The following is a 24,925-nucleotide window of genomic DNA, read 5'->3' on the forward strand; positions in this document are numbered from 1 at the left end:
CCATGAACGCCCCTACCGTCGTTGCTTCTCGCGACGCTCCGCGGCGAACTTCGGCTGCCACCACAGGTAGGCGAAGAGCAGCGCCACTGCGATCACGAGTCCGCCGAGCATCACCGGCACCGAGATCCACTGGAAGAACGACGGTTCCTCGTAGGCCTCCGGGAAGAACTCCTGCGCCTGCTGGGACGACCCCTGCTGCAGCTGCTCGTAGGTCAGGCCCTCCTCGTCGGCCGGCGCTGAGGCCTCCTCGGTCGCCCGCGCCGCGGGAGCGGACACGGCGGCCACGGCGAGCACCACGAGCACGAGCGCGAGCAGCCGCCGCAAAGGGCGCGACGGCGCCGTGTCCATGTCGTGCGCAGTCATGTGCTCCTCCGCTGCTGTGACGTCGTGGTGCGCGGTGTGGTGACCGCGGAGTGTAGCGGCTGGCGGCCATCGGCAGACGGCGGGCGGCGATCCGCGATCACGTCCCGTACGCTGTGGCGACCCACCACTCCGGTGCCGTCGGCCGCCTCGACGTACCATCTGCGGTCGTACGACGACGCTGGCGCCCGTCACGACGCAGTCGAGAGCATACCGAATGGCAGCGTTCTTCTTCTCGTCGCTCGCGCTGACCGCACTGGTCGGTGCGGCTGCGATCGTGGTAACGACGATCGCAGCTCGGCGGGATCCCGACGGTCCCGCCGCCGGCCTGCTCGCGGACCTGGCGCCTGCGGCGCTGCCCCTGGCAGCGGTGGTGGCCACCACCTCCATGGTGGGCAGCCTGGTCTTCTCGGAGGTGCTGGGCTACCCGCCGTGCACGCTGTGCTGGTACCAGCGGATCGCGATGTACCCGCTCGCTCCGATCCTCGGGATCGCTGCGGTGCGCCGCGATCTCGGGATCCGCGTGTACGCGTGGGTCCTGGCCGGCAGCGGCGCGGTGATTTCGCTGTACCACTACGTGATCCAGTGGGTACCCGACCTCGACGCGACCGCGTGCGCGGTCGACAACCCGTGCACCGCGGTCTTCGTCCGCGAGTTCGGGTTCGTGTCGATCCCGTTCATGGCCCTGTCGGGCTTCCTGGCGATCAGTGCCATGCTGTGGGCGGCGACAATCGCGACAGCGATCGACAACGATGACCGCGAGCCGGCTCAGGCCGGCGTGGCGTGACAGGATCGATGCAGGCCATGACAGCGACAGGTGATCTGAGATGACGACGACGTCCAGCCGCTCGAAGAAGAACCGCCCGTCGGCGAAGTCGCGCAACCGGTCACGCGGGCGCCGGTCCGCGCGGCGCAGCAACACCTTCGTGTGGGTGTTCCTGGGCGGGCTCGTCGTGCTCTTCGGCGTGCTCGCGTTCGTGTCCCGCTCCACGGGGCCGGCCGCCGAGATCACCGACGCCAGCGTTTCGGGCGACGCGCTTGCACCGTACAACACCGGGCTCGACGGGGCGGTCGGCCGCCAGGCGCCTGAGCTCTCGGGCACGTCGGTCACCGGTGAGCCGATGACGATCGAGCCGGGTGACGGCACGTCCAAGGCGATCGTGTTCCTCGCGCACTGGTGCCCCCACTGCCAGCGGGAGGTGCCGACTGTCACCCAGTGGGTCGAGGAAGGCAACCTGCCCGAGGGGGTCGAGCTGGTGGGTGTGACCACGGGCATCGACCGCAACCGCCCGAACTACCCGCCGCAGGACTGGCTCGAGCGCGAGGAGTTCCCGGCCGAGACTCTCGTCGACGGCGACAACAGCGCGGCACGTGCCTACGGCCTGACGAACTATCCCTACTGGGTGCTCGTCGACGGCGACGGCAAGGTCGTGCAGCGCTGGAGCGGTGAGACCACGCCCGACCAGCTCACCGAGCGCATCGGCGGGCTCGCCCAGTAGGCGACGACACCGACGGACGTCGCCGTGCCGTCAGGTAGGGCCGTCGTCCGGTCGAGGAACGTCGCGATCTGCCCCCGGGTGACCGCGTCGGCCGGACAGAAGCTGCACGGCGTGCAGCCATCGGCGATGCCGGCCGCGGCCAACCCGGATAGTGCGGGGCCTGGTTCCGCAAGCGACTGGACGACCGGCTCCGCCAAACAGAACCGCAGGGCCTCGTTCCGCAAACGACTGGACGACCGGCTCCGCCGGACAGAAATCTTGCGCGCTCCGCGCTTCGCGCCCGCATACTCGGGCGCTGTGGCATACGCACTCGAGCTCTTCTTCGATCCGCACGCCGAGTCCGCGGTTCGCACGATGTGGGCGAACCTGGAGGCCCGCGGCCTGCGAAGCATGGCCACTGCCGGCCACTGCCAGCACCGTCCCCACGTGTCGCTGCTCGTCGCCGAGCGTCTCACGTTCGACCAGGCCCGTGCGGCAGTTGAGCCCCTGACCGAGGCGACTGACGTGATCCTGCGCCTCGGATCCATCGCTGTGTTTCCGGGCCGCGCCGGTGTGGTCTACCTCGGCGTCACGCCGACCCGGCGGTTGCTGAGCCTCCACCACGAGCTGCATGCCCGCCTGGCGGCCGTGGGCGTCGAGTCGGGTCGGCACTACCTGCCCGACGCGTGGGTCCCCCATTGCACGCTGGCACAAGGCCTGACCCACGACCAGGTCACGACGGCGGTGCACGCCGTCAAGCGGCTGCGGCCCATCGACGCCGACATCGTCGAGGTCGGCATCCAGAACACCGACAGCGGGCGGATCACACCGATCGCGCAGCTGCCCCGCAGCCGCAGCGCCGACTGAGACGCGGCTGCGGTCGCGGACCGCACAGGGGGCACCGGTCGATCGAAACGGTCCGCCGAGCTGTCAGACTGGCGACCCGACCCCGTCACAGGAGGACGCTGCTCGATGGTGCTGTTGCACAGCCTCATGCGCTGGCTGGTCCTGCTGGCGGCGATCGCCGCCATCGTGGGCTATGGACGCGCGCGCGGCCGCAACGGCTTTGACGCCCTCACGGAGCGGCTCGGCTCGCTGTACGCCGCGGTGATCGGGATCCAGCTGTTGCTCGGCGTCGTGCCGTGGGTGCTCCAGGGGCGCTGGAGCGGCGCGAACGTGTTCCTGTCGTTCATCCACCCGGTGATGATGCTGCTTGCGACCGGCGTCGCTTCGGCTGGAGTCGCCCGGGCGCGACGGACCCGCAGTGCGATGACCGGCCTTATCGCTGTAACCGTGAGTCTGGTCATCGTCATCGTCGCCATCCCCTCATATGCCTGGCGGCTCGGGTGAGGGGCGAGCGCAGCGAGCCCGGCGGGCGGGGACTCTCACGGGTGAGGGGCGAGCGCAGCGAGCCCGGCGGGCGGGGATCAACGTGGTGAGGGGGCTTCTTGATGCGCTGGAGGGCGTGTGGGAGGGGCCCGGCGAAGGCCACTATCCCACCATGGAGCCGTTCGCCTACCGCGAGCAGCTGACGTTCTCGCGGCTCGGCGACAAGCCGATCCTGAGCTACACCCAGCAGACCTTGCGTGCCGGCACGGACACACCACTGCATGCGGAGTGCGGCTACGTCCGGGTCGACCGCGACCGGGTCGAGCTGGTCATCGCGCAGCCGACCGGCTTCACGGAGATCCACCACGGCCCCAGCGCCGGCGGCGTCTACGAGCTCGGGCTGACGGCGTTCGGACGCACCGCTTCGGCACTGCGGGTCGACACGGTACGACGGCGCTGGGAGCTGCGCGGCGACGACCTGGTCGTCGATCTGTGGATGAGCTACGGCGGGGTCGTCGACGGTCACCACCTGCGGGCTCAGCTGCGTCGGCAGGGGTGAGCGTGCGGGATCAGACGCCGGCGGGCACCGCGACCAGGAGTCCGGCGATCTGGTCGCCGTGGTCGTCACAACCGATGCCGATGACACAACGAGCGTTCACAGTGGCTTCGAGCCCTCACAGCCCGGTGCAGTGGTCCCCCACGCGACACCATCGACCGCAGGGCGCTCCGCGTACGCGACGGCTTCGGGTTCGCCGCCACCGGTGGGGTCGGCGGTGACCGCGCCCGAAGCAGAGAGGCGCGGTCGACTCGGCGAGCTCGCACGGTTGTTCGGCCGTCTCGGCGTCGTCGGGTTCGGCGGGCCGGCGGCACACATCGCGATGATGCACGACGAGGTCGTGACGCGGCGCCGATGGCTGTCCGACGGCGCGTTCGTCGACCTCATCGGCGTGACGAACCTGATCCCCGGACCGAACTCGACCGAGATGACGATGCACGTCGGCCGGGTGCGCGCCGGCTGGCGGGGCCTGATCGTCGCGGGTGCCAGCTTCATACTGCCGGCAGCCGCGATCGTCCTGGCCTGCGCCGTGGCCTATGTCCGCTACGGCCAGACGCCCAACGGCCAGGCGCTGCTCTACGGTGTCAAGCCAGTCGTACTGGCGATCATCGGCCAGGCGCTTGTCAAGCTGGGACGCACGGCGCTGGCCGGCCGGCTGCAGTGGGTGGTGGGCGTCGCGGCGGTCGTCGCCTATGTGCTCCGCGGCAACGAGATCGCCATCCTGCTCGTCGGGGCGTTGGTCGTGCTGGCGTGGCGCACGGTCGGGCCAGCCACGGGACCGACAGGCGTGGTCGCGCTGCTGCTGGCGACCGAGCAGTCGGGATCGCTCGGGCTCGGTCGCGTCCTGGCCGTGTTCCTCAAGATCGGCGCTGTGCTCTACGGCTCCGGCTACGTCCTGCTCGCCTTCCTGCGGAGCGACCTTGTCGTCCGCCTGGACGTGCTGACCAACCAGCAACTGCTCGACGCCGTCGCCATCGGCCAGTTCACGCCGGGGCCGTTGTTCACCACCGCGACGTTCATCGGCTACCTGATCGCGGGAGTGCCGGGCGCGGTGGTCGCCACGGTCGGGATCTTCCTGCCCGCGTTCTGCTTCGTCGCGGCGATCGGGCCGTACGTCGAACGCCTGCGCCTGCGCACGTGGACGGCCGCGCTGCTCGACGGCGTCAACGCGGCCGCCGTCGGTCTGATGGCAGGCGTGCTGCTCGAACTGACCGGCGACGCCCTCGTTGATCCTCTGACCGTCGTTCTCGCGCTGGTGACGGCTCTGCTGCTGTGGCGGACCAGCCTGAACTCGGCCTGGCTGGTCCTGGGTGGCGCGGCAATCGGGATCGCGGTTGCGGCGAGCGGCCTGATCTGATGCGGAGGGCTCGCCGGGCCAGCACCCGCGTCAGATGGCGCCCGTGACCCTGACCGCACCCGGGTGCGGTTTCGGCAGGCCGCTACCCGGCGGCGGCGCACTCGCGTTCGATCAGCTCACGACGAAGGATCTTGCCCGACGCCGACTTCGGGATCTGCTCGACGAACTCGACGCGTCGCACCCGCTTGTGCGGTGCGACCCGCTCGGCCACGAACCCGATCAGGTCGTCGGGGTCCAGCTCGCCCCGGGACACGACGTAGGCCTTTGGCACCTCGCCGGCCTCCTCGTCGGGGCTGGCGACCACCGCGGCGTCGGCGACCTCGGCGTGGGTCAGCAGCAGCGCCTCGAGCTCGGCGGGCGCGACCTGGAAGCCCTTGTACTTGATCAACTCCTTGACGCGATCGACGATCGCGAAGTAGCCGGCGTCGTCGACGGTGGCGATGTCGCCCGTCCGCAGCCAGCCGTCCTCGTCGATGGCTGCTGCCGTCGCCTCCGGGTTGTTGAGGTAGCCGCGCATGACCTGCGGTCCGCGCACCAGCAGCTCGCCGGGCTCGCCCACGCCGACGTCCTCGCCTGTGTCGACGTCGACCAGCCGGCACTCGGTGCCCGGGATCGGCGGACCGACCAGGGAGGGATCGATGGTCCCGGCGTCGTCGGGGTTGCTGTGGCTGACAGGGCTCAGCTCGGTCATGCCGTAGCCCTGCATGACGGTGCAGCCGATGCGCTCGGCGGTCATGCGGGCCACGTCACCGCCGAGAGGCGCCGCGCCCGACATCAGGCCGCGCACCGAGCGGAGGTCGAAGCTGTCGACGACGGGGTGCTTGGCGAGCGCGTGGACGATCGGTGGCACGACGTTGACGTAGGACACGTCGTGTGTCTGGATCAGGTCGAGGAACCGCTCGAGGTCGAACCGCGGCATCGTCACGATCGTGGCGCCTTTGAACAGCCCGTAGCACATGATCACGGTCATGCCATAGATGTGGAAGAACGGCAGCAGGCCCAGCACCACGTCGTGGCCGCTGATCGGCACCGCGACGTGGGGCGCCATCGCATCGATCTGGACGAGGTTGGCGACGATGTTGCCATGGGTCAGCATCACGCCCTTCGACGTCCCGGTCGTGCCGCTGGAGTACGGAAGCACCGCGAGATCGGTGCCCGGGTCGATCGGCGCCGGGTCAACGGTAACGCCGTCGTCGAGCAGCGCCGCCAACGACGTCGTCTGCTCGGCCTCGCCGAGCACGATGAGCTCGCGGACGACGGTGCGCTCGATCGCCTGCCGCGCCGGCCCGACCAGCGGGGGGACGGTCACCAGCATCGTCGCGCCGGAATCGACCAGCTGATGGTGCAGCTCGTCGGGTGTGGACAGCGGGTTGGCCGTCGTGACGACGCCGCCGAGGCTGGTCACGGCGAGGAACACCACCGCGTACTCCGGCAGGTTCGGGCTCACGATCGCGAGCACATCGCCCTTGCCGAGGCCGCGTGCCGCCAGCCCCGACGCGACGCGGGCGACGGCGCCCCCGAGCTGGCCGTAGCGCAGCGTGCGTCCCGACGGGCCATCGATCAGCGCGACCTTGTCCGCGTGCGCCTCGACGTCGCGCAGCACGTAGGCCGGCAGCGACACGTCCGGCACCTCGACATCGGGGAACGGGCTGCGGTGGATCATCGGCTCCGAACCTTTCGGCTGCCCTGGTGACCAAACGAGTCTCACCGTGGTCGCGCCGCTTGACAATGGTCTGCCGACGCACCACGAGGGCGACGTGTCAGCCGTGCGCCGACCCGGTAGCGTGCCCGCGACGGACGAGCCTGAACGGAGCACATGTGGGCGTCGCGCAGCTGTTCGACCTGTCGGGCCGCACCGCGGTGATCACGGGCGGGTCCCGCGGGCTCGGCCTGCAGATCGCGGAGGCGCTCGGCGAGCAGGGCGCGCGGCTCGTGCTGACCGCCCGACGGCAGGAGCAGCTCGACCAGGCCGCGGCCAGACTGCGCGGGCAGGGCGTGACCGTGACCGCGACGGCCAGCGACCTGTCGCAGCCCGACGCCGTCGACGCCTTCGTCGACGGGGTGCTCGAGCGCCAGGACGCGATCGACATCCTGGTCAACAACGCCGGCGCGACGTTGGGGCGCCCCCGCCGAGCAACACCCACGTGACGCGTGGCACAAGGTCGTCGACCTGAACCTGACCGCCACGTTCCTGCTCACCCAGCGGGTCGCGGCCGCCTCGATGATCCCGCGCGGCGCTGGGCGCATCGTCAACATCGCCTCGATCGCGGGCCTGCAGGGCAACAACCCCCGGATGGTGGGGACCGTCGCGTACAACACATCCAAGGGTGGGGTCATCGCGATGACCCGGGCGCTGGCCGCCGAGTGGGCGCGGCACGGCATCACCGTCAACGCGATCGCCCCGGGCTACTTCCCGACGAAGATGACGCGCGGAACCCTCGAGTACGCGCAGGAGATCATCGAGGACGCCACACCGCTGGGGCGGACTGGTGGACCCGAGGACCTCAAGGGCGTCGCGGTGCTGCTGGCCTCGGACGCCTCGGCCTACATCACGGGCCAGACGATCGCGGTCGACGGCGGCATCACCGCGGTGTGAGATGATGGGGTCCACGCCCCGGACGGACCACACAGGGGCGAGAGGACGGACTGTGAGCGACGCACTGCCACCCGCGGGCTGGTACCCCGCGCAGGGCGATCCACCCGACATCGAGCGCTACTGGGACGGCCAGGCGTGGACGACCCAGACCCGCTCGGTGACAGCGCCGCCTCCGGTCGCACCCGAACCCACCGGCCAGTTCGGCCCCGGTGGTGCGCCGAGGGCAGCGGTGGACAGCCACGAGATCGACTACGAGATCTTCGGCGACGATCTGCAGTTCGTCGAGGTCGAGCTGGACCCGGGCGAGACGATCATTGGTGAGGCCGGCACGATGCTGGCCATGTCCGAGGGCGTGGCATTCGAGACGCGCATGGGTGACGGGACCGAACCAGGCCGGGGGGTGGTCAGCAAGCTGCTGGGCGCGGGACGCCGCGCGATCACCGGAGAGTCGCTGTTTCTGACCCACTTCACCAACCAGGGCTCGGGCGCGGCGAAGGTCAGCTTCGCCGCGCCGTACCCCGGCAAGATCGTCCCGATCGACCTCGACGACGTCGGCAACAGGCTGATCGCACAGAAGGATGCGTTCCTGTGCGCCGCCATGGGGACCCGGGTCGGCGTGGCGTTCAACCGCAAGCTCGGGGCGGGTCTGTTCGGCGGCGATGGGTTCATCCTGCAGGACCTGCAGGGCGACGGGAAGTGCTTCCTGCACGCCGGCGGCACCGTGGTCGTTCGCGAGCTGCAGAACGAGACGCTGCGGCTCGACACCGGGTGCCTAGTCGCGCTCGAACCGACCCTGGAGTACTCGATCGAGCGTGCCGGCAGCCTCAAGACCATGGTCTTCGGTGGCGAGGGGATCTTCCTGGCGACGATCCGCGGCAGGGGCCGCGTGTGGATCCAGTCGCTGCCGTTCGCCCGCCTGGCCGCCCGCGTTGCCGCCAACGTCACGGTGCGTCGCAACGACGGCGAGAGCTCGATGCTCGGCCAACTCGGCAACCTGTTCGAGTAGCCCACTGGCCCCCACGTCGCGTTCGCGGCCACGAACGCGACGTGGTCGTCGGAGCGTCGCGCATCCGGTGCTTCGGCAGCCCCGCCCAGTGATGCCTGGTGTGCGTGATGGATGGCGGCGGAATGCTGTCGGCGAGCCGATGCCGTCGACCGTGCCTGGGGCCCAGATGCAGCTCGAGATGTCAGACCGCGCACGCGACCTCCACGAGCGCCTCGTGGCGTTCATTGACGACCGCATCCATCCCAACGAGGAGACCTACGCGCAGCAGGTCGCCGAGGGCGACCGCTGGAAGTCGCCGGCGATCATCGACGAGCTCAAGAGCCGCGCCCGCGCCGCAGGGCTGTGGAACCTCTTCCTGCCCGACAGCGACCTCGGTGCGGGCCTGAGCAACCTCGAGTACGCACCGCTGTGCGAGGTGATGGGACGGGTCCTGTGGGCGCCGGAGGTCTTCAACTGCAACGCTCCCGACACCGGCAACATGGAGGTCCTGACCCGCTACGGCACGGCCGAGCAACAGGACCGCTGGCTGCGACCGCTGCTCGACGGTGAGATCCGGTCGTGCTTCGCGATGACCGAACCCGACGTCGCGTCGTCGGACGCCACCAACATTAGCGCCAGCATCGTGCGTGACCGTGACGACTGCTTGATCAACGGCCGCAAGTGGTGGACGACCGGTGCCGGCAACCCGCGGTGCGAGATCGCGATCGTGATGGGCAGGACCGACCCCGACGCCGAGACCTACCGGCAGCAGTCGATGATGCTGGTGCCGATGGACACTGCGGGCGTGACGGTCGAGCGGACGCTGACGGTGTTCGGCTACGACGAGGCACCCCACGGTCATGCCGAGATCACCTTCGACGACGTGCGCGTGCCGGCGGCCAACATGCTGCTCGGCGAAGGGCGCGGGTTCGAGATCGCCCAGGGCCGGCTGGGGCCCGGACGGATCCACCACTGCATGCGCCTGATCGGCCAGGCCGAGCGCGCGCTCGATGCGATGTGCCGCCGTGCGCTGGACCGGGAGGCCTTCGGCCGCCCGCTCGCCGAGCACGGGACCGTCCGCGCCGACATCGCACGGTCCCGCATCGAGATCGACCAGGCACGGCTGCTCGTGCTCGACGCCGCCCACAAGATGGACACGGTGGGCAACAAAGCAGCCCGTGCCGAGATCGCCATGATCAAGGTGGTCGCACCCGCGATGGCGCAGCGGGTCATCGACCGGGCCATCCAGGTGCACGGTGGCGCGGGCGTGTCGGGTGACACGTTCCTGGCGGAGGCGTGGGCAAACGCACGGACCCTGCGGCTTGCGGACGGGCCTGACGAGGTCCACGCCGAGGCCGTCGCCAGACTCGAGCTGCGCAAGCACAGGTGAACCACGGGACCCGCCCAGCGATCCACTTCGTGCGCCATGGCGAGTCGGTCGCCAACGTTGCCGACCGAGCCCGTCGCGACCGTCCGGACGACAGCGACCGGCTGTCTGATCGCGGGTGGGCGCAGGCCCGGGAGCTGGGACGTCGCCTGCGCGACAAAGGGCTCGAGGCGATCGTCGCCAGCCCGATGAGGCGTGCGCAGGAGACTGCCGCAGGCATTGCCGAGACCCTCGACCTGCCGCTGTCGACCGATCCGGACCTGTTCGAGGTCCGGCAGTGCGACGCGTTCTACGCCGCCCGCCCCGATCAGCAGCACCGGTACGCGACGCTGGCATGGATGCCCGCTGCCGACCCGACCTACGCCGAGCCGGGCGCTGAGTCCTTCGCCGACGTCGTCGCTCGGGTCCACAGGGTCCAGCAGCGCCTGCACGGTGACGCCGACCACGGGCGTGTCGTGGCCGTCAGCCACTTCGGCTTCCTGCACTGGTTCCTCGGGGTCACGCTGTTCGGCGAGGACTTCGTGCCCGCTCACCTGCCCGCGCTGTACCGCATGGGGCATGCCAACACCGGCATCACGGTGTTCGAACGCCACGACCGCCGCGTGATGGATGGCCTCGACCTGTCCGGCTGGGTGCTGACGACCTGGAACGACCAGGCCCACCTCTGACCGGGAGGCCGCGCCCGGAGGCGCGGACATCCCCGGTGATCCGCCACGTCGATGTCTGCCACCGGCGCGGGCGGGCAGGATGCACGGCATGACTGATCGCGTCACTGCAGACCGTCACGGCGCCGTCGCCGTGATCACCATCGACAACCCACCGCTCAACGTGTTCAGCCCCAGCGTCCCCGAGGGGATCGCGGCGCACGTACGCGATGCCGAGGCCGACGACGGGGTCCGCGCCATCGTGATCACCGGTGCCGGAAGCCACTTCGTCGCCGGCGCGGACATCACGACCTTCGGCATGCCCCGCGATGAGGCCCCCGACCTGCCCGGGCTGATCCACACGCTCGCCGAGGCATCCAAGCCGGTCGTCGCGGCGATCCGCGGCACCGCGTTCGGTGGCGGGCTCGAGATGGCGATGGCATGCCACTGGCGCATCGCCACGCCCGACGCCAACCTGGGCCTCCCCGAGGTCAAGCTCGGCCTGTTGCCCGGTGCGGGCGGGACCCAGCGCCTGCCACGGCTGGTCGGTCTGACCACCGCGTTGCGCATGATCACGACCGGCTCCCCCGTCGACGGCCGTCGCGCCCACGAGCTCGGCCTGGTCGACGCGCTCGCCGAGGACGACGTGGTCGCCACCGCCGTCGCCTTCACCCAGCGCATGACGAGCGAGGACGACCCGCTGCGGCGCACCCACGAGCTCGAGGTGGCGGTCGACGGCGATGCCAGAGAGATTGTCGACGGCGCCCGCGCCGAGGCCGAGCGGCGCGCACCAGGGCTGATCGCACCGCAGCGCTGCATCGACGCGGTTGCGGCCGCCGTCGAGCTGCCGTTCGGCGAGGGCGTCCGGCGCGAGCGTGAGCTGTTCGAAGAGCTGATGGAGTCGGACCAGTCCAGGAGCCTGCGCCACGTCTTCTTCGCCGAGCGTCGCGCAGCCAAGATCGACGACATCGGCGACGACGTCGAACCACGCACGATACGGCAGGGCGCCGTGATCGGTGCTGGGACCATGGGTGGCGGCATCGCGATGAACTTCGCGAACGCCGGCATCCCCGTCACGGTCGTCGAGGTGGACCGGGACAGCCTCGACCGGGGCCTGGCCAGGGTCGAGGGCAACTACCAGCGCACGGTCGACAAGGGGCGGCTGGAGCCCGACGAGAAGCGGCGCCGGCTGGACCGCATCGCCGGCACGACGGACTTCGAAGGGGTGGCCGACGCCGACGTGGTCATCGAGGCGGTGTTCGAGGACATGGACCTCAAGCGCGAGGTGTTCGGACGCCTCGACGGCACCGCCGCGGACCACGCGGTGCTGGCGACCAACACCTCGACGCTGGACGTCAACGAGATCGCCCGGGCGACGAACCGCCCGGCATCCGTCGTCGGCATGCACTTCTTCAGCCCGGCGAACGTGATGCGGCTGCTCGAGGTCGTGCGGGGCGAGGCCACGTCCGACGAGGCGCTGCTGACGGCGGTGACGCTCGGGAAGAAGATGGGCAAGGTGCCGGTGGTCGTGGGCGTGTGCGACGGCTTCGTCGGCAACCGCATGTTCCACGTGTACGTCGACGAGGCGACGGCCCTCATCGAGGAGGGCGCCCTGCCGCAAGACGTCGACCGGGTCATGACGGACTTCGGCTTCAAGATGGGCCCGTTCGCAGTGCAGGACCTGGCCGGGCTCGACGTGGGCTACCGGATCCGCAACCAGCAGGCCGTCGCCCGTGGCATCAACCCTGACGCGCGCGAGCGCACGATCGCCGACACGATCGTCGAACGCGACCGGCTGGGCCAGAAGACCGGCGCGGGCTTCTACCGCTACGACGAGGGCAGCCGCACCCCCGTGCCCGATCCGGAGATCGAGGAGCTGATCGTCGCGCACGCCAAGGAGCACGACATCGAGCGGCGTGACATCGACGACCAGGAGATCCGCGACCGCCTGCTCGGCCAGCTGATCAACGAGGGCGCACGCATCCTTGAGGAGGGCATCGCCCAGCGGGCGAGCGACATCGACGTCATCTACGTCCACGGCTACGGATTCCCCGCACACCGCGGTGGGCCGATGTTCCACGCCGGTCTCGTCGGCCTCGACGAGGTGCTCGCCACCACGGACCGGCTCCACCAGCGTCACGGCCACCGCTGGGAGCCGGCACCCCTGCTGCGCGAGCTGGCCATGGACGGCAGGACGTTCGCCGACGCGTGAGGGGACGCCGGCCCGTGCCCACCGGTTTCTGGGGACACCGCGGCGAGCCGGCGTTGGGGCGCGTCCCCACCGCCGCCGATCGGCCCAGGTCCGGGGACACCGCGGCGAGCCTGCGTTGGGGCGCGTCCCCAGAAGGTGGCACCGACACGAAACGTGGCCGTCACGCGCGCCGCGTAGCGTGGTGGCATGCGACAAGAGCGCCAGATCAGCATGCCGTCGGAGCTGCGACGCGACGTGCGCATCCTCGGGGACGCGCTCGGGCAGATCATCGCCGAGGCCGGCGGGACCGACCTGCTCCGCGCGGTCGAGGAGTTGCGCATGGCGACCATCGCATTCCGTCGCGACGCGACCCCCGCGGCACTCGACGAGATCCATGAGCAGATCGACGCGATGGACCTGAGCCGCGCCGAGGCGGTCGCCCGCGCGTTCACCTGCTACTTCCAGCTGATCAACCTCGCCGAGGAGCGCCAGCGCATGCGCACGCTGCGCCAGCGTGGCGAGCAGCGCGAGGCGATCGCCGACTCGCTCGCGGCGGCCGTCAACGAGGCGGTGGCGCGTGACGGACGGGAGGCGCTGACCGCACTGCTCGGTCGGCTGCGGATCCACCCGGTGTTCACCGCGCACCCGACCGAGGCCCGGCGCCGCGTCGTGACGGAGGCCCTGCGCCGCATCGGCGAGCAGCTCGACCGCTTCGACGTCGTGCACCTGCCCCGCACCGCCCGGGCGGACATCGCGCGCAGCCTCCGCGAGGAGATCGCCATCCTGTGGCGCACCGCGCAGATCCGCGACCAGCAGCCCACGCCGCTCGACGAGGTCCGTCGCAACCTCGCGGTGTTCGACGACACCCTGTTCCTGGTACTCCCGCGGATCTACCGCGAGCTCGACCGCGCGCTCGGGCCCGAGACGGTGGGGGCGCGCCCTCCGGAGTTCCCGACGTTCCTGCGCTGGGGCAGCTGGGTCGGCGCCGACCGCGACGGCAACCCGTACGTCACCGCCGAGGTTACCAGCCGGACCGTGGCCATCCAGACCGAGCACGTCCTGCGCGGCCTCGAGCGGGCGACGCGGCGCATCGGCCGCACCCTCACGGCAACGTCCGCGTCGACGCCGCCGAGCAGGCACCTGCGCCGGGCGCTCGAGGATGACGCCGAACGGTGGCCGGCCCGGTGGGAGTCGATCGTGAAGCGTGCCGCTGACCAGCCGCACCGCATGCACATGATCGCGATGGCCGACCGCCTCGAGGCGACGCGGGAGCGCACACCGCACGGCTACCCGTCGGCGGAGGCCTTCATCGACGACATCGCGCTCGTCCAGCGGTCACTCGACAGCGGCGGCGCGCGGCGGCTCGCCTACGGCGAGCTGCAGCACCTGCGCTGGCAGGCGGAGACGTTCGGTTTCCACTTCGCGTCGTTGGAGATCCGACAGGACTCGGGCACCCACGACGCGGTCATCCGCGAGCTGACACCCGAAGCGGAGCGCGACCTGCACGCCCTGGACCGGCTGGCCACCGACGGCTGGCCCGAGGGGGTCGAACCGTCGTCGGACCTGGCACGCGAGGTCATCGGGACCATCCAGACGATGGCCGAGCTGCAGGCGACCTACGGCGTCGAGGCGTGCCGGCGCTACGCCGTCAGCTGGAGCCGCGAGGCGGTCGATGTGATGACGGTGCGGGCGCTGGCCCGGCTCGCGGTCCCCGACGGATCGTTGACGATCGACGTCGTCCCGCTGTTCGAGAGCCGCGAGGACCTCCGCAGGGCACCCAAGGAGCTCGACACCCTGCTGTCGCTACCCAGCGAGCAGGCACGGCTCGACGCGAAAGGGCGGCAGTTCGAGGTCATGCTCGGCTACTCGGACTCGACCAAGGACGCCGGGTTCCTCGCGGCCAACATCGCGCTGTTCGAGGCGCAGGCCGCGCTGACGGAGTGGGCGGGCCGCAACGACGTGGCGCTGACACTGTTCCACGGCCGCGGCGGCGCCGTCGGCCGTGGCGGTGGACCGGCGAACCGCGCGATCCTCGGGCAGGCTCCCGGTTCGGTCAACGGCCGGTTCAAGATCACAGAGCAGGGCGAGGTGGTGTTCTCGCGGTACCGCACGCTGCCGCTCGCGCAGCGCCACCTGGAGCAGATCACCAACGCGACCATCCGCGCGTCGCTGCACGCGCACGATCAGCCGGATCCCGCTGCCCTCGACTGGGACCTCATCCGGACGATGGCCCGGGCCAGTGAGGCGGTCTACCGGGAGCTGGTCGAGAGCGACGGCTTCGCCGAGTTCTTCGCGGCGGTCACACCAAGCGAGGAGCTCGGCGCCCTACAGCTCGGCTCACGACCCGCCCGGCGCGGCGGAAACGGCGGTGGGCTCGCGTCGCTGCGAGCGATCCCGTGGAGCTTCGCGTGGGCGCAGGCGCGCATCAACCTGCCGGGCTGGTACGGGCTGGGCGCAGGGCTCGCCGCGGGGCGAGCCTACGTGGGTGGCATGCAGCCACTGCGCGACCTGATGGCGCGGTGGCCGTTCCTGCGCACCGCGATCGACAACGCCGCGCTCAGCCTCGTCAAGGCCGACATGCTGATCGCCCAGGGCTACCTCGACCTGGCCGACCGCCCGGACCTCGCGTCACGGATCACCCGCGAGTACGAGCGCACAGAGGAGCTGGTCCGCGAGCTGCTGGGCCAGCGCCGCCTGCTCGAAGACCGCCCGGTGCTGCGCCTGGCCGTCGACCTGCGCAACCCCTATGTCGACGCGCTGTCGTTCCTGCAGCAGCGTGCCCTGCGCGGCGCGCGAGGCGACGGCGATGACGCCGAGCGCTGGTCCAGGCTGGTCCAGCTGACCGTCAACGGCGTCGCGGCGGGGTTGCAGAACACCGGCTGAGCGGCGGGCGTAGACTGCCGCGCGTGGGAATCCCACGGACCCTCACGCTCGTCCTCGTCATCGCGGTGACGGGGCTGGCCTGCTCGACCGCCGAGCGGGCTGCACCCGCACCGACCGCGTTGGCCACGACGACGACGGCAGATGCGACGGACCGGCAGACGCCGAGCACGTCGTCGGCGCAGGTGACCATCGAGACGCCCGACGTCGGCATCACCACCGTCCGTGCGCTCGCACGGGCTATCGCCACCGATGATCGTGACGCCGCCTGGGCGCTGCTCGGTCCGCGGACCCGAGCGGCGATCGGATCGCACGACGGTCTGGCCGACCTCGACGCCCTGCTGACCCCGCTGACCACCGAGGACACGCCGTTCGACGACGTGATCGTTGCCCAGACGCCTGACAGCGCCACGCACCTGGTCGTGCTCGGCGACGCCGAAACCCAGGAGCCGATTGCCGTCGAGGTCGTCCGCTGCGGTGACGACGCAACCGTCGAGCTGTCGCCTCCCGTGCCCTCGCAGATGCGCATCAGCGTCGCGCGGCGGCGCCAGATCACGATCATCACGCCGAAGGCGCGCGACGTCGAGCTGGTCGTCGACGGCTTCCACTTCCACCCGACGGTTGCCGACGACGGCCGGTCGGCCGTGATGCACATCCCCTATCCGCTCAGCGAGCGGAACCACGTGCTCGGCGCCTGGTACCGCGGTGACGGCGATCGCGGGGTGACCGCGACCGTGATCGACACGTCGCGCGACGGCTGAACCTCCTGATCCGCCACCGCCGACCGTCGGTGGTCGGGATCTGACCGATCGTGAGGCCGGCAGGTTGGCGAGACCGTCGACGCCGCCGGTCACGCAGCGTCGTGGGATGGGATGTCGCCCGACAGCAGCCTGCGCAGCAGCCAAGGCTGGCGCTTGAGCAGCTGGGCGATGGGCGGGGGTTCGGGCGGCTCGAACCGGGACGCACGTGGCGGGTCGGGCCACACGAACGGCAGATCGACGACCTGGCCAGGACGCGTGGCGGTACGGAGGACATCGAGCGCGGCCCGGAGCACGGCCATCTGTCCGGCACGGTCGCCGGGCATACCGAGCGGAACGCCACACGGGTACTCGATCGCCGCGACGCGTGGCGCACCGGCCGCGGCCGTGAAGTCCGGCACCATCGACAATGACACGGTGGCGATCCCCGCCGCTTCGATCACCAGCGCGGCCAGCCCCACGGACCGGCAGCAGAACGGTCACACGGGGACGAGGACGGCGACGTCGACGCCCTCCGCAACCATCGACCGTGCGATCGCCGGCGCGGTCGCCTCGACCAGCTCGGCAGCCTGCAGCAGGAATCCCATGATCGAGTAGTGCGAAGGTGCGACTCCGCCGAGGAGGATGACGTGCTCCCCGACCTCGGCAGGTCCGATGGCCAACCGTGTTGTCGAACACGACGGGTCCGACGTAGCCGCGATCGTCATGCCCAGGGCGCCCGAGCGCACGAGGTACACGTTGGTCTGGGTGCGCCCCCACGGTCCAGCGCAGTACACATCCGGCGCGACCTTGGCGACGCGTGTACGCACCGGTGCACCTTTCGTCTCGCGGTGTCGCAAGTGTGGGGGCAGGCGTGGTGTGTCTCCAAGGGCGAACGGCCCGGTTCGGACCGGACAGCTGCCCACGCCTCCGCGCCCTGTGGATGAGCCGTTCGACACTCCGGAGCGCGAGCGCACGGCCATGGCGGGATGGGACGCAACGGGACAGAGGACCCGGCACCGCGGGGCCCTGCGACGCACTTGACCATCCGCCACACGAACCACACTGGGGAGCCTGTCCGGTGGTGACACCTCGGCATCGAGGAGGCGACGATGCTCGGCGATCGGCAACCGACGACCACCGTCGGCCACTTCGTCAGATCGGCGGTGACAACGGCGCAGTTGGTGGCCGCCGGCCAGCTGTCCCAGCCGACCACCCACCTCGCGCGTCCACTCCGCTTCGCCGACGGCACGATGTCGTACGTGTTCCGGGAGACCGCTGCCGACGGCGTCGCCACGGCCGATCCAGCCGTGCTCGTCGTGCGGTTCAGCCTCCGCATGGTCGGCACCAGCCCGTGGTTGCACGCGGCGTTCCGGCGGGAGTGCGTGCTGCACACGCCGTTGTTCGCCGGCTTTCCCGGGTTCCGGTCGAAGCTGTGGCTGACGGACCTGCAGACCGGCGTGTACCGCGGGCTGTACGAGTGGAACAGGGCCGACCTGGCCTCCGACTACGCCGAGACGCTTGCACAACTGCTCCGAGTCGTATCCGTGCAGCGGTCGGTCAGCCACCACGTCGTGGCCGGCGTCCGGCGCGATGCGCTGCTACGTGACCCGACGCTGGTCACTGATGGCCCCGCGTGGTCGCGCCTGATCCCTCCCGAGCCGACGCAGGCGCAGAGCGCATGATGGGCGGCTCAGCCGACGTGCTGATCGTGGGCGCAGGCCCCACAGGTCTCGCACTGGCCGCCCAGCTCGTCGCGTTCGGCGCGACCGTGCGGATCGTCGACCGCCGTCCGACACCGTCCCGGCCCTCACGGGCACTCGTCGTACAGCCGCGCACGCTGGAGATGCTCCGTCCCATCGGCGTCACCCCCGCACTCGTCGCGCGGGGAGAGACGACGGCAGCCGCGCGCCTGCACCTCGGCGGCCGCGAGGTGACGGTCGCCATGCACGACGCAGGTCTGCGCGACACGCCGTACCCGTTCCTGCTCATCCTGCGCCAGGCCGAGACGGAGGCCGTCCTGCGCGACCACCTGCGAGACCGCGCACTCATCGTCGACTGGGGGACGGAGTACCTGTCCAGCCGGATGGAACACTCGGGCGTCGAGGCCGTGCTGCGCCACAGCGACGGCGTCGAGGAGCACGTGGACGTCGGCTTCGTCGCAGGTTGCGACGGCGCGGACAGCGCCGTGCGGCGCGGCGTCGGCATCGACTTCGTGGGCGCGGCGTACCGCCAGTCGGTGGTGCTCGCGGACGTGGTGATCGATGCCAAGCTCTCGGCCGAACCAGTGCACGCATTCGTCAGTCCCCATGGCGGACTCGTGCTGTTCGCCGGCGGGGAGCACGCACCGTGGCGGGTCGTCCTGATCCGCGGCCGACGATCGCGCGAGGCCGGCGCGCTCGACGCCGACGGTCTGCGCTCACAGGTCGCGACGGTCACCGCGGGCCGAGTGGTGGTGCGGGACGTCGCATGGATCACCGACATCCCGCAGCAGCACCGGCTGGCCAGCACCTTCCGGTCGGGACGGGTCGTCCTCGCCGGCGACGCCGCCCACGTGCACAGCCCGGCGGGCGCGCGGGGCATGAACACGGGGATCCAGGACGCGTGCAACCTCGGCTGGAAGCTCGGGCTGGTCATCGGTGGCCGAGGCGACGAGGCTCTGCTCGACACGTACGACGCCGAACGCCGCCCCGCGGCACGCATGTCGATGCTCCTGACCCATCTGATCTTCTTCGGGGAGGCAGCCGACCATCCCGTCCTCGAGCGCGCCCGCGCCGCGCTCGCACCACTCATCGTTCCCGCGGCGGTCCGGCTGTCGTGGCCGCGGCGGTACGCATTGCACACGATCGGCCAACTCCGCGTCCGGTACCCCCGCGGCGCGCTGGCGATCGAAGGGCGGCCGAGGCCGCGTGACGGTCCGCGCGCCGGGTCCCGGATGCCCGACGCGCGGTTGATCCGTGGTCGCACGCCCTGCCGACTGCACGATGCGTTGGCGACGCCGCGATTCCACCTGCTGCTGTGCGGGCCACCGAAGTGCTGGAGCCGCTCGCAGATCTCCGCGATGCGCCAGCGGTTCGACGGCGTCGTGGACGTCCACGAGATCGGCGCCGAGGCCGGCGTCGACGCGCTACACGACCCGAGCGGTGAGCTGCTGCACCAGCTGGGCGCGCGCCCGAGTGCGCAGTACCTGGTCCGGCCGGACGGCCACGTCGCCTACCGGAGCGCGGGCGCCGACCTCGGCCCCGTCGTGGGGCACCTCGCACGGTGGCTGCCGGGGGCCGTCAGTCAGGGGCGTCCCATCGCGTACGACTGAACGGGCACACGAACGCACGCGCCCGGACGGGAGCAGGCCCGGATCCCCTCAGGCGCGGATCTCGCGCAGTCGGCCGTGCGCACGGGCCGCGCCTGGCCGCTCGGTGTTCAGTCGTCGGCGCGCACGCCGCCAGATCGTCCCAGCGGCGTGGTCGGACACCAGCAGCGCAGCGCCGTCGACCAGCAGATGCTGCGGCCGCTCGATACCCGTCAACAGGTCGACGACCTCGCCCTCGCCGGAGATCGGCGCGGTCACGACACGGCCGACGTGCCACAGCGCGACCACGAGCTGGTCGGCATCGAACGGGTTGACGACGATCGACGTCGGCGTCGCACCGATGGGTTCGAACATGACGTGCGGTGGCTCGAGGTGTCGTGACAGCGTGCCTCGTCACCGCCGAACGCCGCGACCGGTTCCCGATCGCCGACGCACGCTGGCCAGCCGTAGTCGGCGCCGGCGGTCACGCGGTTGATCTCGTCGGGCGCGGACGATCCGCCGGTGGGCTCGGCGACCTCGGTCGTCCACCGCTGCCCGCCCGCGGTGAAGGTGTGGGGCGTAGGCGTTCTTCAGGCCCGATGCCAACCGCTCGGGCGCGGCCGGGTCGGCGGGGTCGAGGATCCACAGCGCGCCGGAACCCTCGACCGCGCCGCGTCGCGCTCGCGACCACTGGTCTCGTACAGCAGCCGGCCGTCGGGGGTGCGGTCAGGGTTCCCTGCGAACGGCCGTTGTTCGGTAGGCCCTCGACGGCGGTCGACGAGTGCGACGGTCGTCGTCTTCGGCACGCAGCACGCTCGTGGGCGTCGCGATCCACAGACCGCCGTCGAGCCAGGCGATGCCGGTCGGCTTGTCGAGCCCGTCGACGAGGACGTCCAGCTCACCCGAGTCCCGGTCGACGGCCACCACCTGGCCGGTGCCGGCGTTCTCGCCGCCGACGAGCTGCGCGACCCACAGGCGGTCGTCGGGACCGACGATCATCTGCGTCGGGCCCTCCAGTCCGGACACCAGCCGGTCGACGCGGACCTGCGCCCCGACGCCGACCACGCCCTCTGACGCGCCGCCTGCTGCACGACCACCGTCACCGGTCAAATGCCGAGCAGGCGGCGACGAGAACGGCGGGCAGACACAGCAGCAGCAGCGGAGGCATCCGTCCGAACACGTTCGTGAACAAGGCTCCGCAGCGTACGGGCGGCGCTATGGTGACCGCAATCGCCTCCCGGGAGCACTCGACGTGGACGACCAGAAGATCCTGTCGCAGATCACCGCACTGGTTGAGGAGGAGGACGCACTGCGCCATCGCCATGCCGACGAACCACTCGAGGAGGCGGACCGTGCGCGGGTCGAGCAGATCGAGATCGCGCTCGACCAGTGCTGGGACCTACTCCGCCAGCGGCGTGCGCGCCGCGAGTTCGACAGCGACCCGGACGCCGCGCAGGTGCGGGGCGTCGAGACGGTCGAGCGCTATCAGCAGTAGCGGGACCGGGGCTCACCCGATGGCGCGGCGCCGGTCGCAGAACTCTGCCACCGCGTCGACGAACCGGTCGAGATCGTCATCGGTGACCGCAGCGCTCAGCGCCAGGTAGCCCCGCGGCGCCAGGTAGAACCCCGCGTGGAGGAGATCGTGGAAGAACAGCTGGCGCCACCGGTCATCGGCGCCGTGCAGGTCGACGGGCGCCGTGACCGGCCCCGCGACGGGGTGGACGGCGCACAGCGACCCCCAGCCGGTGACCGAGAACGGCAGCGCCGACGCGTGGAAGACCGTGGTGAGGCGCTCCCGCAAGCGGTCGCCGCGGGCGTTCAGCGCGTCGAGCCAGCCGTCGGCGGCCACGATCTCGTGCACGGCGACGCCCGCCGCCATCGTGAAGGCGTTGTTGTTGAAGGTGCCGCCGTGCGCCAGGCCCCCGGCAGCCGGGTCGAAGGCCGCCATCAGCTCGCGGGACCCGCCGAACGCGCCGAATGTCAGGCCGCCGGCGAGGTACTTGCCCAGGGTGGTCATGTCGGGCGTGAGGCCCAGCAGGTCCTGGGCCCCGCCGAGCGACAGGCGCGAGGTCATCACCTCGTCGAACACCAGCACCGCACCGGCGTCCCGGGTGACCGTGCGCGCCGTCGTAAGGAAGTCGCGGGTGGCCGGGATGCATCCGCTCGCGCCGAGCATCGGCTCGACCAGCACACAGGCGATGCGGTCGCCGTTGGCCGCCAGCTCACGCGCGAGCGCATCGGCGTCGTTGTAGGGCAGGATGGCGTAGTCGAAGGGGACGCGCACGCCCGCACCGCTCGGTCCGAAGTAGAGCAGGCCTCCGTGGTAACCGTCGTCGAACACCACGACCCGGTCGCGTCCGGTCGCATGGCGCGCCGTCATGATCGCCATCAGGTTGGCCTCGGTGCCCGAGTTCGTGAAGCGCACCTGCTCGATCGACGCGAAGCGTGACGCGACCGTCTCGGCGAACGCGACCTCCGGTTCGGCCATCGCGCCGAGGGCCCAGCCCTCGTCGAGTCGGGCACGGACGGTGACCGCGACCGGCGTGGGGTCGTGCCCGAGCAGACCCGCCGAATAGTCGCCGAGCATGTCCAGGTAGCGGTGGCCGTCGACGTCGTGCAAGTACGCCCCGTCGGCCACGGCGACCCGGAACGCGAACGGATCGATGTGGAGCACCGACCGGGTGTTGCCGCCCGGCAGCACCCGTCGCGCGCGGTCGGCCAGCGCCGCGCTGCGTGGATGCTCGGCGACGTAGCGGTCGCGTGCCGCTTTGAGCGCGTCATCCAGAGCCGGGTTCATTCCTACGACCTACCACTGTCGCCATATGAGGTCATGTTCGTTCGTCGTCGATAGGCCCGCCCACCAGTGGGCATGGTTGATGCAGCGCGGCATCCGCAGCGCACGGTACACGCCACCGTCAGGAGTGCACAGCGATGAGCCGACATGAGCGCGCCGGTCAGCCGGCGACGGCCGACGACCTGATCGACGTCGACGCCCTGATCGCCGCCTACTACGACGAGCGGCCCGACCCCGCGGAACCGACGCAGCTCGTCGCCTTCGGCACGTCCGGCCATCGCGGGTCCGCATTCGACCGCAGCTTCAACGAGACCCACATCCTGGCGATCAGCCAGGCGATCTGCGAGTACCGCCGCGACCACGACATCACCGGTCCGCTGTTCGTGGCACGCGACACCCACGCGCTCTCGGCCCCGGCGTTCGGCACGGCGCTCCAGGTGTTCGCTGGCAACGACGTGGACGTCTGCGTCGACGACCGCGACGGCTACACACCAACGCCATCGCTGTCGCGCGCGATCCTGCGCCACAACGCGGGCGACGGCCCACGTGCCGACGGGGTGGTGATCACACCGTCCCACAACCCGCCCCGCGACGGTGGGTTCAAGTACAACCCGCCCAACGGTGGCCCCGCGGGCGGTGACATCACAACCTGGATCGAGGACCGCGCCAACAAGCTGCTGCGCACCGGCCCGGACGGCATCCCACGAGTCGCCGACGCCCACACCCACGACCAGGTGGCTGGCTACGACTTCCTCGGCACGTACGTCAACGAGTTGCCGCAGGTCGTCGACCTCGACGCAGTGCGTGGGGCGGGCGTGCACATGGGCGTGCACCCGCTCGGCGGGGCAAGCGTTGCGTACTGGGGCGCGATCGCCGAACGCCACGGCCTGGACCTCGACCTTGTCAACGACACCGTGGATCCGACGTTCGGCTTCATGACGCTGGACACCGACGGCAAGATTCGCATGGACTGCTCGTCACCCGACGCCATGCGCAGCCTGATCGACCTTGCCGACCGCTTCGACGTCGCCTTCGGCAACGACGCCGACGCCGACCGCCATGGCATCGTCACACCCGACGGCCTGCGCAACCCGAACCACTATCTGGCCGTCGCCATCGGCTACCTGCTCGACCACCGCGACGACTGGCCGCGCGAGGCGGCGATCGGCAAGACGCTGGTGTCGAGCAGCATGATCGACGCCGTCGTCGAAGACGCCGGCCGCACGCTGGTCGAGGTCCCGGTCGGGTTCAAGTGGTTCGTCGACGGCCTGCTCGACGGCCGGTTCGCGTTCGGGGGCGAGGAGAGCGCGGGCGCGTCGTTCCTGCAGTTCGACGGCTCGGTCTGGTCGACCGACAAGGACGGCCTGATCCTGTGCCTGCTCGCCGCGGAGATCATCGCGCGGACCGGCGACGATCCCGGCGTCCACTACGAGCGGCTCACGCAGCGCCACGGCGCACCGGTCTACCGACGCATCGACGCCGCGGCGTCGCCCGACGAGAAGGCCAAGCTCGCGAGGCTGTCACCCGACGACGTCGACGCCGACGAGCTCGCGGGCGACAAGATCGAGCGGATGCTCACGCGCGCGCCCGGCAACGACGAGCCGATCGGCGGTCTCAAGGTCGTGACGGCACGGGGGTGGTTCGCGGCGCGGCCCAGCGGTACCGAGGACAAGACGAAGATCTACGCCGAGAGCTTCGCCGGCGAGGAGCACCTGGAGCGCATCCTCGACGAGGCGCAGCAGATCGTGAGCGCCGCCACCGCGACCTGACCTCCGCCGAGTCGTCGGGGGGCCCCTGCTCATCCCCGCTCACCACCCCGAACTCCGCCCACTACCCCGAACTCCGCTCACCACCTCGAACTTCGCGCCCAAGGTGCGTAGTCGAACTTTGAGGTGGCCCACCAGACTTCGAGGTGGTGACACAACATCGCGCAGGAGCCGAACTTCGAGGTGACCCACCAGATTTCGAGGTGGTGGCGGGATGTTGGGCTTGGTCCGAGCGGCCGCGCCGCCTCGGGGTCGGCGTAGGTGGACCCGACAGCGCGCGCCAGCCGCGGCGTGCGCCGACGTCCCCGGCGCCGGCAGGCATGGCCAGCATCGACAGCGCCCGCGCGACCGCCGGCACCACGGATGTGAAACTCCACGGGTCATGCGCACGGCGATCCCCCTCGCCGTTGTTGCCGGCGGCCCGGGATTTGTGCGAGCTAGCCCCGTTTTCCGCATCGGTTGAGGGTTAGTCTCGCCGTTCGGGCCAGGGCAGGGGGATGTCGAGCAGCGCGAGGATGACGCGTTGGGTGGGGGTGAGCGGGTCGAGGACGAGCCCGTCGCCGGTGTAGGTGGCGC

25 protein-coding genes are annotated in these 24,925 nt (G+C 70.9%); 18 read left to right on the forward strand and 7 right to left on the reverse strand.

Annotated elements, in window-relative coordinates:
* Positions 1-12: 12 nt before the first annotated feature.
* A complete protein-coding gene (locus tag VK923_14970) occupies positions 13-363 on the reverse strand; it encodes a hypothetical protein (protein HSJ45975.1) in 351 nt (116 codons plus the stop codon).
* 214 nt (positions 364-577) lie between these two features.
* On the opposite strand from VK923_14970, the gene VK923_14975 reads away from it, so the two are divergent.
* From VK923_14975 to chrA, 6 genes are all read left to right on the forward strand, one after another.
* Positions 578-1,147 (forward strand): disulfide oxidoreductase, encoded by a 570-nt coding sequence (locus VK923_14975; GenBank protein ID HSJ45976.1) that lies wholly within the window; start codon positions 578-580, stop codon positions 1,145-1,147.
* Between the two features lie 40 nt (positions 1,148-1,187).
* Positions 1,188-1,859, forward strand: coding sequence for a TlpA disulfide reductase family protein (locus VK923_14980; protein HSJ45977.1), 672 nt, complete (start codon positions 1,188-1,190; stop codon positions 1,857-1,859).
* A gap of 258 nt (positions 1,860-2,117) precedes the next feature.
* Complete coding sequence (locus tag VK923_14985; GenBank protein ID HSJ45978.1) at positions 2,118-2,705, forward strand: 2'-5' RNA ligase family protein; 588 nt, start codon at positions 2,118-2,120, stop codon at positions 2,703-2,705.
* Between the two features lie 105 nt (positions 2,706-2,810).
* Positions 2,811-3,188, forward strand: a complete 378-nt coding sequence (locus tag VK923_14990; protein ID HSJ45979.1) for a hypothetical protein — start codon at positions 2,811-2,813, stop codon at positions 3,186-3,188.
* A gap of 85 nt (positions 3,189-3,273) precedes the next feature.
* On the forward strand, positions 3,274-3,726 hold the full coding sequence (locus VK923_14995) for an FABP family protein (GenBank protein HSJ45980.1): 453 nt from the start codon (positions 3,274-3,276) through the stop codon (positions 3,724-3,726).
* Positions 3,727-3,940: 214 nt separating this feature from the next.
* Entirely contained in the window at positions 3,941-5,080 is a 1,140-nt protein-coding gene (gene chrA / locus VK923_15000) for a chromate efflux transporter (GenBank protein ID HSJ45981.1), read from the forward strand.
* A gap of 82 nt (positions 5,081-5,162) precedes the next feature.
* Here the strand turns inward: chrA and VK923_15005 are convergent, their stop codons facing one another.
* Positions 5,163-6,743 carry an AMP-binding protein gene (locus VK923_15005; protein HSJ45982.1) on the reverse strand — a complete coding sequence of 527 codons (1,581 nt, stop codon included), beginning with the start codon at positions 6,741-6,743 and terminating at the stop codon, positions 5,163-5,165.
* Between the two features lie 155 nt (positions 6,744-6,898).
* On the opposite strand from VK923_15005, the gene VK923_15010 reads away from it, so the two are divergent.
* The 8 genes from VK923_15010 to VK923_15045 all read left to right on the forward strand — a co-directional run bounded on the left by VK923_15010 (position 6,899) and on the right by VK923_15045 (position 16,524).
* Complete coding sequence (locus VK923_15010) at positions 6,899-7,228, forward strand: SDR family NAD(P)-dependent oxidoreductase (protein ID HSJ45983.1); 330 nt, start codon at positions 6,899-6,901, stop codon at positions 7,226-7,228.
* 28 nt (positions 7,229-7,256) lie between these two features.
* Positions 7,257-7,676, forward strand: coding sequence for an SDR family oxidoreductase (locus VK923_15015; protein HSJ45984.1), 420 nt, complete (start codon positions 7,257-7,259; stop codon positions 7,674-7,676).
* A gap of 52 nt (positions 7,677-7,728) precedes the next feature.
* Positions 7,729-8,682, forward strand: a complete 954-nt coding sequence (locus tag VK923_15020) for a TIGR00266 family protein (protein ID HSJ45985.1) — start codon at positions 7,729-7,731, stop codon at positions 8,680-8,682.
* Positions 8,683-8,860: 178 nt separating this feature from the next.
* Positions 8,861-10,051, forward strand: a complete 1,191-nt coding sequence (locus VK923_15025; protein ID HSJ45986.1) for an acyl-CoA dehydrogenase family protein — start codon at positions 8,861-8,863, stop codon at positions 10,049-10,051.
* Positions 10,048-10,716 (forward strand): histidine phosphatase family protein, encoded by a 669-nt coding sequence (locus tag VK923_15030; protein HSJ45987.1) that lies wholly within the window; start codon positions 10,048-10,050, stop codon positions 10,714-10,716. The genes VK923_15025 and VK923_15030 overlap by 4 nt, the downstream gene beginning before the upstream one ends.
* An 88-nt stretch (positions 10,717-10,804) precedes the next feature.
* Positions 10,805-12,904 carry a 3-hydroxyacyl-CoA dehydrogenase NAD-binding domain-containing protein gene (locus VK923_15035; protein ID HSJ45988.1) on the forward strand — a complete coding sequence of 700 codons (2,100 nt, stop codon included), beginning with the start codon at positions 10,805-10,807 and terminating at the stop codon, positions 12,902-12,904.
* 186 nt (positions 12,905-13,090) lie between these two features.
* Positions 13,091-15,766 carry a phosphoenolpyruvate carboxylase gene (locus VK923_15040; GenBank protein ID HSJ45989.1) on the forward strand — a complete coding sequence of 892 codons (2,676 nt, stop codon included), beginning with the start codon at positions 13,091-13,093 and terminating at the stop codon, positions 15,764-15,766.
* A gap of 23 nt (positions 15,767-15,789) precedes the next feature.
* Positions 15,790-16,524 (forward strand): hypothetical protein, encoded by a 735-nt coding sequence (locus VK923_15045; GenBank protein HSJ45990.1) that lies wholly within the window; start codon positions 15,790-15,792, stop codon positions 16,522-16,524.
* 89 nt (positions 16,525-16,613) lie between these two features.
* Here VK923_15045 and VK923_15050 read toward each other — a convergent pair whose 3' ends face one another.
* On the reverse strand, positions 16,614-16,982 hold the full coding sequence (locus tag VK923_15050; protein ID HSJ45991.1) for a hypothetical protein: 369 nt from the start codon (positions 16,980-16,982) through the stop codon (positions 16,614-16,616).
* 18 nt (positions 16,983-17,000) lie between these two features.
* Positions 17,001-17,330 carry a hypothetical protein gene (locus tag VK923_15055; protein HSJ45992.1) on the reverse strand — a complete coding sequence of 110 codons (330 nt, stop codon included), beginning with the start codon at positions 17,328-17,330 and terminating at the stop codon, positions 17,001-17,003.
* 282 nt (positions 17,331-17,612) lie between these two features.
* Between VK923_15055 and VK923_15060 the strand changes: the two genes are divergently transcribed.
* Entirely contained in the window at positions 17,613-18,185 is a 573-nt protein-coding gene (locus tag VK923_15060; protein HSJ45993.1) for a hypothetical protein, read from the forward strand.
* Positions 18,182-19,813, forward strand: coding sequence for an FAD-dependent monooxygenase (locus VK923_15065; protein HSJ45994.1), 1,632 nt, complete (start codon positions 18,182-18,184; stop codon positions 19,811-19,813). The genes VK923_15060 and VK923_15065 overlap by 4 nt, the downstream gene beginning before the upstream one ends.
* A gap of 48 nt (positions 19,814-19,861) precedes the next feature.
* Here VK923_15065 and VK923_15070 read toward each other — a convergent pair whose 3' ends face one another.
* Positions 19,862-20,164 (reverse strand): hypothetical protein, encoded by a 303-nt coding sequence (locus VK923_15070; GenBank protein HSJ45995.1) that lies wholly within the window; start codon positions 20,162-20,164, stop codon positions 19,862-19,864.
* A gap of 351 nt (positions 20,165-20,515) precedes the next feature.
* Positions 20,516-20,854, reverse strand: a complete 339-nt coding sequence (locus VK923_15075; protein HSJ45996.1) for a hypothetical protein — start codon at positions 20,852-20,854, stop codon at positions 20,516-20,518.
* Positions 20,855-21,041: 187 nt separating this feature from the next.
* Between VK923_15075 and VK923_15080 the strand changes: the two genes are divergently transcribed.
* Positions 21,042-21,284: a DUF2630 family protein gene (locus tag VK923_15080; protein HSJ45997.1), complete on the forward strand. Its 243-nt coding sequence runs from the start codon at positions 21,042-21,044 to the stop codon at positions 21,282-21,284.
* Between the two features lie 12 nt (positions 21,285-21,296).
* On the opposite strand, the gene VK923_15085 is transcribed toward VK923_15080, so the two are convergent.
* Entirely contained in the window at positions 21,297-22,586 is a 1,290-nt protein-coding gene (locus tag VK923_15085; protein ID HSJ45998.1) for an aminotransferase class III-fold pyridoxal phosphate-dependent enzyme, read from the reverse strand.
* Positions 22,587-22,720: 134 nt separating this feature from the next.
* Here VK923_15085 and pgm point away from each other — a divergent pair, with 134 nt between their 5' ends.
* On the forward strand, positions 22,721-24,352 hold the full coding sequence (gene pgm / locus VK923_15090) for a phosphoglucomutase (alpha-D-glucose-1,6-bisphosphate-dependent) (protein ID HSJ45999.1): 1,632 nt from the start codon (positions 22,721-22,723) through the stop codon (positions 24,350-24,352).
* Positions 24,353-24,925 lie beyond the last annotated feature (573 nt).

The sequence above is a fragment of the Euzebyales bacterium genome, assembly GCA_035461305.1.
Taxonomy (GTDB): Bacteria; Actinomycetota; Nitriliruptoria; order Euzebyales; family JAHELV01; genus JAHELV01.